The 9,466-nt window shown below is 67.9% G+C and carries 5 protein-coding genes and 2 pseudogenes; 3 read left to right on the top strand and 4 right to left on the bottom strand.

Annotated elements, in window-relative coordinates:
• The 4 genes and pseudogenes from ACIKT0_RS08550 to ACIKT0_RS08535 all read right to left on the bottom strand — a co-directional run.
• On the bottom strand, positions 1-786 hold a 786-nt coding region (locus ACIKT0_RS08550), incomplete at its 3' end, for a glycosyltransferase family 2 protein (RefSeq protein WP_407104939.1).
• A 135-nt stretch (positions 787-921) separates the two neighbouring features.
• Positions 922-1,833 (bottom strand): methionyl-tRNA formyltransferase, encoded by a 912-nt coding sequence (locus ACIKT0_RS08545; protein WP_407104938.1) that lies wholly within the window; start codon positions 1,831-1,833, stop codon positions 922-924.
• Between the two features lie 10 nt (positions 1,834-1,843).
• Positions 1,844-2,296, bottom strand: a pseudogene (locus ACIKT0_RS08540) (DUF4082 domain-containing protein); the annotation flags it as partial.
• 87 nt (positions 2,297-2,383) lie between these two features.
• Positions 2,384-5,137, bottom strand: a pseudogene (locus tag ACIKT0_RS08535) (N,N-dimethylformamidase beta subunit family domain-containing protein); the annotation flags it as partial.
• Between the two features lie 474 nt (positions 5,138-5,611).
• On the opposite strand from ACIKT0_RS08535, the gene ACIKT0_RS08530 reads away from it, so the two are divergent.
• The 3 genes from ACIKT0_RS08530 to ACIKT0_RS08520 all read left to right on the top strand — a co-directional run bounded on the left by ACIKT0_RS08530 (position 5,612) and on the right by ACIKT0_RS08520 (position 9,389).
• Positions 5,612-7,264, top strand: a complete 1,653-nt coding sequence (locus ACIKT0_RS08530; RefSeq protein ID WP_407104937.1) for a lipopolysaccharide biosynthesis protein — start codon at positions 5,612-5,614, stop codon at positions 7,262-7,264.
• A gap of 136 nt (positions 7,265-7,400) precedes the next feature.
• The gene (locus tag ACIKT0_RS08525) at positions 7,401-8,510 is read left to right on the top strand and encodes an MraY family glycosyltransferase (protein WP_407104936.1); all 1,110 of its coding nucleotides are present in this window, start codon (positions 7,401-7,403) and stop codon (positions 8,508-8,510) included.
• 39 nt (positions 8,511-8,549) lie between these two features.
• Entirely contained in the window at positions 8,550-9,389 is an 840-nt protein-coding gene (locus tag ACIKT0_RS08520) for a glycosyltransferase family 2 protein (protein WP_407104935.1), read from the top strand.
• The last annotated feature ends 77 nt before the right edge of the window (positions 9,390-9,466 follow it).

Here is a 9,466-nt window from a genome sequence, read left to right as displayed (position 1 = left end):
GAGGCGGCGGCGCGCCAGCGCATGCAGCCGGCACGCGTCCGGCACGCGCTGGCCGGCGTCGGCGAAGAACATGTCGAAGGCGTCGCGGCGCTGCGCGTAGTCGCGGATGATGGTCTTGTAGTAGCCCGCCGACATGTTCGAGCCGTGAATGCGGTAGACCGCCTGGGGGCTCTGGGTCTCGGCGATGGCGCCATACGCGGCGAACCGCAGCCACATCTCCAGATCTCCGGCGTGCGGCAGCGCGGGAAGATAGCCGCCTATCGCCTTCTGGGTCGCCGTCCTGACGATCGCGGTCGGGGTCGGGACCAGGTTCCGGACCCGTGCGCAGTGCAGTTCGATGAAGTCCCGCCCGGACCAGACGCGCCAGTTTCCGTCGGGCGTGGGGCCGGCGAAGTCGGGCGGGGGCTCCCCCTCGAAATAGTTGACGCAGGCGCCGAAGGTCATCACGACCTGCGGCTCGTCTCCCATAATCGTCGCCGCGCGCTCGAGAGCGAACGGTGCCAGATAGTCGTCCGCCGACAGAGACAGGAAGAACGGCGATTCCGCCCAGTCGATGCCTTCGTTGTAGGTGGCGATGTGGCCCCGGTTCTTCTCGTGGATGAGCGCCTCGACGCGGGGATCGGACGCCGCCAGGGCGCGCGCGACGTCCGCGGAGTCGTCCGGGGAGGCGTCGTCGATGATCAGGACCCGCACGTCGTCCATCGACTGCGAGAGAATGCTCCGGACGCAGCCCTCGAGGAAGCGGCCGTAACGGTAGCAAGGGATAACGATGTCGACGGTCGCCATGAGAATCCTGCCAAGCTTGAGCCGCTCGTGAGCCGCTGCAGAGGCTAGGCGGTCGCCTGATGGCTGCCGACGCCTCTCATCGGAGCCTGCGCTTGCCCGAAAGCGGTAGGTTTTCCTCCTGGCGTCGGCCGCGTCTCAGGTCAGTCGCAGCCGGACGCTGCGGTTCAGGAGCGCCTTCGAGAGCTTGTTCGAGCGGCCGTTGACGGTGACGTCGCGCAGCCGCATGAAGCCGGAGCCGCACGCGATCATCGGATCGCCCTCGACCGCCTCGCAAGGCTGCCCCGGGACCGCGAGATGCTGCGAACGGGGCTCGACGACGTCGGCCCGCCATACCGAGACGCGCTCGTCATCCAGGTAGCAGAAGGCGCCGTCGAACGGGTGCGACGACGCCCTGACGAGACGGTGGATGTCGCGCGCGTCCTCGCGCCACTCGATGCGGGCGTCCTCGGGGCGCCGCGGGTAGCAGCGCAAGGTGACCGCGGGATCGGGGTTCTGCGGCTCCGGCGGATCGCCCCGCCCGATGGCCGACACGGCCTGCGAGAACAGCTCCGGGAGCATGCGGTCAATCCAGGTCTGGACATCGGTGATGTAGGTCGAGTCCGTCAGGCGCAGCCGGGCGCGGGCGAAGACCGGGCCGGCGTCGATCTCCTGCGTCATCTGATGGACGCAGAGCCCGACATGGGCCTCGCCCCTGAGGATCGCCCAGTTGGGACAGGCGTTGCCGCGGTAGCGGGGAAGGTCGCCGGCATGGCCGTTGATGACCCCGCGCGCGAAACTCGCAAGCGCCGCCGGCTTGATCAACGTCCGCCAGTTCAGCGACACCCCCAGTTCGCAGGCCGCAAGCCGCATGGCGGTGACGATCTCCTCGGAATTGATCCGCGCCGTCCTGATGAAGGCCGCGCCATAAGCGAGCGCCAGCGCCTCGAACGCCTCGCCGCCAATAACGTCCGCGGGGGTCACCACCAGACCGATCGAATGACCTTCCATGATGAGCCGACGCGCTGTCGCCAGGAGCGCCGCCGTCCGACCGACGATAGCCAATCTCATGATGGCCTCTTCAGGAGGTCGCCGCCTCGAACAGGACGTCCACCCAGTAGTTGGAGGCGTTGAAGGTCTGGTTGGGGAACGCCGCCGCGGCGCTGTAGAGGTAGACGCCGTTGCCGCCGCTTGCGCCGCTCGCCGGCGCCGTGAGCGCGCCGCGCACATGCGCCGCCGCGAAGTAATCGGGGGTGATCGAGTAGAATCCGGCGGTGTGATAGGAGGCCACGTAGATCGCGCCCGCCGTGATGGCGACCGGCGTCGCGAACAGAACCTTCTGCCAGCCGGTCGCGGTCTCGTTGGCGAAGGTGACGCTGGCGAGCAGGGCACCCGCCGCGTTCCAGAGATGCGCCTGGTGGATGCCGACGTTCTGCGGCCCCTTGAAGAAGCGGACACCGGTGATGACGCCCGCCGCGCTCGCCTTGAACTTGACGCCGAGCTCCACCGATTGGGGATCGCTGACCGTCAGCGTCGCCGGCGTGTCCAGGTCCGTGAACAGGGTTTCCGCGCCCGGAGCAGGCCCAGGGCCGGCGTTGAACACGAGGTCGACGAGGTAGTTCGACTTGTTGAAGGTCGACAGCGGGAAGGACCCGGAGGGGCCGTAGGTGTAGAGCCCGTTCGGGGCTCCCGCCGCGTCCGCCGGGGCGGTCAGGTCGCCCCTGACCTTGGCGGTCGCAAATCCGTTCTCCGTGACCGAGTAGAACCCGTTGCTGTGGTAGGAAGCGATATAGGTGGTGTTGGCGGCGATCGGCACGGGCGAGGAGAAGTTCGCCGTCTGCCAGCCACTCGCCGTCTCGCCCGAGAAGGACGCGGTGGCGAGCAGGCTTCCGCCGGCCGTCCAGAGCCTGCCCTCATGAGCGCCGACATTGCTCGGCCCCTTGTAGAAGCGGATCGCCGAGATCGAACCCGTGACGGCCGCGCGGAACCGCACGCCGAGCTCCACGGCGCTCGGGTCCGCGACGGTGATGGTCGCTGGCGTGTCGCTGACCGCGAAGAGCGTCTGGCCCGAGGGAGGCGGTGGGGTCGGCCCCGGAACGAAGATGACGTCGACCCAATAGTTGGTGGCGTCGGCGGGCGTGCCGGGAAACGTCGTCGATGCGCCGTACTGGAAGACGCCGTTGCCCCCATCGGAATGCGAGAGCGCCGTCAGCGGCGGCCGCACCCGGGCGCTCGTGAAGTAGTTCTCGTCGGCCGAGTAGAAGCCGTTGCTGTGGTAGGACGCGACATAGACCACGCCCGCGGTGATCTGGACCGGCGTCGCGAAGGTCGCCGTCTGCCAGCCGCTGAAGGTCTCGCCGGAGAAGGCGGCGGTCGCGAGCGAGGCGCCCGCCGCGCTCCACAGCGAGCCGGTGTGCGGCGCGGCGTTCTTCTCGCCCTTGTAGAACCGCACGCCGCTCACCGCGCCGTCCTGCGACGACATGAACCGAACGCCGAGCTCCACCCCGTTGACGTCCTGGATGAACACGGTGGTCGGCTTGTCGGCGTAGCCCCACAGGCTCTTGGTCGTCGCAGGCGTCACGGTGACGGAGACGCCGGCCGCCGGCGCCTCCAGATTCACGCTGTCGTCCACCGCCCGGGAGCGAATAACGTGGGTCCCCGTCAACTGGGCGATCCAGACGAAGGACCAGGAGGCAAGGCCGGTGGCCTTGCGCCAGGTCACTCCGTTGTCGGTCGAGACCTCCACGCCCGCGACGACGCCGCCGGCGTCCGTCGCCGTGCCGGTGATCGTGACCCGCTCGCCTTCCGGGAAGCTCGCACCGGCGGCCGGAAAGGTGATCACCGAGACCGGCGGGGTGACGTCGGTGGACGCTGTCGCGGCGACGAGGCCCGCCTGCAGCGTGGCCGGCTGGACGCCCATGTCGGCGAACAGGTTCACCGTGGCCTGCTGGACCCTCGGATCCTCGGGAGTCGCCTCGGCGTCGTGATTGCTGTCGAGGCCCCACGGCAGGTAAACCGTGCCGGCTCCGAAGACTAGGCCGCCGCCCGAGCCGCGGTAGAGGGTGAGGCTGTGGGTGGCGACCGTCGTTCCGAGCGTGCTGCCGTAGTCGCGCAGATAGGTGCTCACCGTGAGCGACGTGAGCGAGAGGTCGATGAGGCCCGCTGGCCGGAAGCCGTTGTCGACGTCCTCGTCCCACTCATAGCCGAGATAGTTGGTGACGAGCGACGCCGTCTGGCCGGGGTTCAGACTGGCGACCGACGTGTTGCGCCAGAAGCGGAAGCGCGACCGCTCGTACGGAATCTGGATGGCGTCCAGCCGATAGGAGTCCACTTGGAAGATCGTGCCCGTCAGGGCGTTCTCGGGCCGGCCGCCGTCGGAAGGCGGCGAGAAGCGCGGATCCCGCCAGGTGCCGGTCCAGACCGGCGAAGGATCGGTCTTGGCGTTTTCGCGGCTTTCCTTGTAGCAGACGAGGGTGCGGTACGGGGTGCCGCTGGGATCGGTGCTGTTCTCCCACCGGATCTTCCAGTAGCACTCGTTGCCGCTGAAGAAGGCGAGGTTGACGCCCGCCGCGCGGGCCGCCTCGACATGGGCGCGCTGGGCGGCGGACCAGTATTCGTCGTGCCCTACTGACAGGTAGATCTTGCGCGTGAGAAGCTCTCCGCCGCGGCGATCGACGTCCACGCCGGTGGTATAGGAGACGTCGTAGCCATTGCGTTCCAGCCAGCGGATCATCGCGTGCTCGACGCCGAAGATCCAGTCCCATGGCCCGGCCTGCATGGCCCCGGCGCGGGTGTTGTAGGGCCGGTTGTAGCTCACCTTCACGGCGCGGTTCACCGGCGTCGCGCCGCCGTAGAGACTGTAACCGCCCCACGAGTTGTAGGCCTGCCAGGTCGTATCCGACGTCTGGAAGATCAGGTCGCTCGTCGCGCCGTCGTCGCGCACCACGAACGGGATGTGGTTCGCTCCCGCGGTCGCGTCCTGCCGCACCAGCTTTGCTAGATAGACGCCCGACACAGCGGCGCTCGGCACCGCCCAGGAAGCAGAAACCTGCCAGGCGCCGCAATCCACCAAGCCGAGCGTCGTGTTGCCGCTCGGGCTCGGCTGTGTCTGCGGGGTCGATATCTGGCGCTGTATGGTGTGCACGAGGCGCGCACCGTCTCCATTATAGTACCCAAGCCGATAGATATCGATCCTGTAGTCAGTCGAGTCCGTCCGAATCTTGAATCTAACCGTCCCGCCGCGGTTGACGCTGATGTCCGCGGCGAAACCGACGATATTCTCGTCTCCGAAATTCGGCAGGTCCCACTCGCCCTGCGGGTTGCCCGGGATCTGGTTCTCGATCGTTATCTTGTTAACAGCCACCACTCGCCCCGCCGACAGCTAATGAATACCTGACGATGTAACAGATCCGCCATAACTGGGCGTTTATTGCAGATTATCATCAGAATAAGACTGATCACGCAACTGTGTTGGCGCGACGTGACACAAGCAACTTCCGACTGAGGTGTAGCTCGGGTCCGAAAAAATCCCTCGTACGACGTATCCCTATCCAGAAGGAGTAGGTGGCCGATTAGCCGTCTCTACCGGGGAAGGGCGGCGGGCGACGGGCCTCACGGCCTCGCGCCGGCCTCGGAGGAGGTAGCTCATCGGAGAGGCTCTATCCTTTGAGCGCGTTGCTCATCATCGCTGGGCGCCGGCTAGATCAGCGCCCTGCACCAGCGCGAGGCAAGCAGCCAGGATGGAGGATCCAGAGGCGGCCACTCCTCGAGCTGCCGCTCCCCCCGCCCCTGGTGGAATACGACCGCGGCCGCCTTCGTCAGCCAGCATCGCCAGTCCGACGGATATGCCGTGACCGACGCGCCTGTCGCCTCCCAGCCTTCCACCGCCCGCCGAATCACGGTGGCCGTGCTCGCCATGTGGGGCTCGCGCGTCGTAGCGATCGCCTGCAGCCTCGCATTGATGCCGATACTCTTCAGGCGCCTACCCAGCGCCGAGCTTGGCGTGTGGCTGCTCCTCAGCCAGAGCGGGACGCTTGTTCTGCTCCTCGATTTCGGGCTGACGTCCACCCTGATCAGGCGCTTCGCCTTCCTGCGCGGCGAAGCTTCCATCGAGGCCGCGGGACGCGCCGCCCAGGACCCCACCCTCGCCTTCGGGCGTCTCGCCGCGACCGGGCGCGGCCTCTACCGCCTGATCGCCATCGGGGTCGGCGTGGTGTCTTGGATCGGCGGCCTGATCTTCCTCAGCACCCTCGAACTCGACCCTGAGCTCCTTTGGCGGGCGCGCTGCGCGTGGACCATCATCTGCGCGGGGCAGATGGTGGCGCTGTCGAGCGGGCTGTGGACCGCGGCGATCTCGGGGCTGGGCTATGTCGCGCCGGTGTCGCTGATCTCGATCGGCTTCACCAGCCTGACGCTTCTCGTGCAGTGCGCGCTCGCGCTCGCGGGCGGTGGCCTGGTCTCACTGGCGGTCGCTTCCGCGCTCGGCGGGGTCGCTCTTCGCATAGCCGCCATCAAATACCTCGCGCGAAAGGAGCCTGCCCTGGCGGCCGCTGCCGGCCGCTGGAACCGCGCCGAGGCCATCAGCCTGATGGCGCCCTCGTTCAAGTATTTCCTGACGGAGATCGGCGCGTTGATGCTGATGCGCAGCGATCAATACTTCATCGCCGGCTACCTCGATCCGAAAACCCTGCCGAGCTATGTGGCCGCATACACGCTCGCCTCCAACGCCGCCGTGATCTCGATAGCGGTCGGCGACGCCGCCAGCATCTACGTCTCGCAGCTGTGGCGGACGGAGGCCCGTGGCAGCATCAGAGCGATCGTGATGCGCAGCGCACGCGTCGGCATGGGGCTGATGGCGCTCGGCGCGGCCCTGCTGCTCTTCGCCGGACCGGCGATCATGACCGTATGGCTCGGCGAGGGGTATTTCGTAGGCGCGGAGGTCATGACGATCTTCAGCATCATGCTGCTGATCTATGTGCAGCAAAGCCTGCTTTTCAGCTTCTCTCGGGCGACGGAGAACGAAATCTATGCCCCCTGGTACATCGCCGCAGGCCTTCTGAACGTCGCCCTGAGCTTCGTGCTGACGCCAACGCTCGGTCTCCCGGGGGTTGCGCTTTCGACGTTGCTCGCGCAAGCGGCTACCACCGGATGGCATATCCCGCGCTCGGCGCTGCGCCGACTGGAAATCCCCGCCAGGCTCTATGTCGGACAGGTTGTGCTGCCTATAGGGGCCCTGCTCGTCACCGCGTGCGCCGCGGTCTGGCTGGTCACCGAAGGCCCGCTCGCGCCGGCCCAGGCGGTTGGAAAGTTGGCGGCGGCCGTCGCCGTCACCAGCGTGCTTGCGGTGGTCGCGTTCTGGAGGCTCGTGCTCGACGACCGGCTGCGCGCCGTCGCGCTGGCCCGCATCGGCCTCGCGCCCAGGACGCCGCCGCAGCCACATGACGGCGCGGCGTCGGGCTACGCCCTTTTGCGCGTTCCGGCCGATCGCGCCCACAAGAAATAGGTATCGGGCGCCGACCGAAATCCTAGCTCTCTGACGCCGGGACCCGCGCCTAGGATCGTAGCCGAACACGCCGGGCACCCGCTTCGCGATCCCGCTTCTGACTGCCGTCTCCGCCCGCTGCGGACGAGCGGCACGCGTGGCTTCCGAGCCTGTGGAGACCACCATGTCCTACGCGCCGCAGATGCTGAATGCTTTCCTGCTGACCGTGGTCTTCGTGATCCTGCTGCAGGGCGTCGCCCAGCGGGCCGGTCTTCTGGACCGCCCAGGCGGCAGGAAGCAGCACGAAGGCGCGATCCCGCTGATCGGCGGCCTGGCAATGTTTCCGGCCTTCGTCGTAGCGTCGCTCTGGCTCGAGCCTGACGCCCGCGCGCCCTGGACCGTGATGGCGGGACTTGGCGTGCTGGTGGCGATGGGCGCCTGCGACGACCGCTTCGGGCTTCGGGCGGCGTCGCGCCTCGCGATCCAGATCGGCGCCGCCTTACTGATCGTCTGGCATGTCGCGCCATCCGTCGTCTGGCTGCGCGACGCACCGCTCGGCGCGTTCGCGGTCCCGCTCGGCGTGATCTTCGTCGTCGGCCTCGCCAACGCCTTCAACATGGCGGACGGCATCGACGGGCTCGCGGGCGGGATGGGGGCCGTCGCGCTGTTCTGGCTCGCGCTGGCGGCGATGGCGGCGGGCCGCGCCGGAGCGATGATAGCGACGCTGCCGCTTATGTTCGCGGCGCTCGGATTCCTCGTCTTCAACCTGCGCCACCGGTGGCGCAGCAAAGCGTCCGCCTTCATGGGCGACGCCGGCAGCATGATGCTGGGCGCCGCGGTCGCCTACTTCACGCTCGCGCTCGCCGCGGGAGAGAACTCGGCCGGCCCCATGACGGCGCTGCTCTGGATCTGCGCGCTGCCCGCGATCGAGACCTTGAGCCTCATCGTCCGCAGGCTCCGCGCCGGCCACAGTCCAATGAGCGGCGACCGCCGGCACCTGCACCATATCCTCGTCGACGCGGGCATCAGCCCGGCGCGCGCGGCCGCTGCGCTGATCGCGGTCTCCGCAGCGCTTGGCGGCGTCGGCTGCGGTGCCGCTACGCTCGGCGCCTCCGACGCGGCGCTCACCACAGGCCTCGGCCTTGTGGTCGCCGCCCATGGGCTGGCGGTCGTAAAGATCCGTGCCCTCCTTCGCTTTAATGCGCGCCCGGCCGAGCCGGAGCTCGGCATGCAGCCGGCTTCCCAACTTGAGCGCCAGAACGCGTGAGCGCCGCGGTCAACGCCCTTCCGCAGAACGGATGATCCGATGATCCCTGTCTCCGTCGTCATTCCCACCCGCAACGAGGCGATGAACCTCGGCTATTGCCTGGAGGCTTTGCGCGAGTTCGATCAGGTCGTGGTGTGCGACAGCGCAAGCGCCGACGCGACCGTGGCGATCGCTCGGCACTACGGCGCCGAGGTCCTCCCGTTCGTCTGGAACCGGCAGTACCCGAAGAAGAAGGAGTGGTCCCTCCAGCATCACTCCGTCCGGCACGACTGGGTGCTGATGCTCGATGCCGACGAGATCGTGTCGGCTGAGCTTGTCCAGGAGATCGCTGAGCTCGTGGCCGACGTGCCGCCCTGCGCGGCCTACTTCATCGAGGGCCGGTTCGTCTTTCTCGGCGAGCCTCTGCGGTTCGGCCACCGCAACTGCAAGATGATGCTGGTGGACCGGCGGCGCACAACGTTCCCGCACCCTGACGACCTCGACGTACCGGGCGGCTGGGAGGTCGAAGGCCATTACCAGCCGATCATCGACGGACGGGTCGGGCGCCTGAAATCCTCGCTCCTGCATTGGGACCGGAAGCCCGCCGCAGCCTATTTCGGGCGCCACGATCTCTATGCCGACTGGGAGGCGCGGCTCGCGCAACGCGGAACGCTGGTGCGGCTGGCGGCGAATGAAAGTTTCGCCCGGCGCCTGATGAAGGCGGCGTTCCGGAAGACGCCCGGGCGGTGGTTGGTCGCCTTCCTGCACTCCTACGTGTTCAAGCTCGGCTTTCTGGACGGGCCAGCCGGGTTCCATTTCGCGATGGCCCGCGCGTTCTATTACTGGCAGATCGCGTTACGGGGCCGGCCGAGTTCTCTCCCGCGGCGAGCGCGAGCGTGAAGTAGGCGACCGCGGCGCCCAGCATCATGCTGCCGGCGTCGCCCATGAAGGCGGACGCTTTGCTGCGCCACCGGTGG

The sequence above is a fragment of the Hansschlegelia beijingensis genome (genome assembly GCF_045505405.1).
Taxonomy (GTDB): domain Bacteria; phylum Pseudomonadota; class Alphaproteobacteria; order Rhizobiales; family Methylopilaceae; genus Methylopila; species Methylopila beijingensis_A.
Note: the sequence above shows the minus strand (reverse complement) of the source record. Positions and strands in the feature narration are given on the sequence as shown.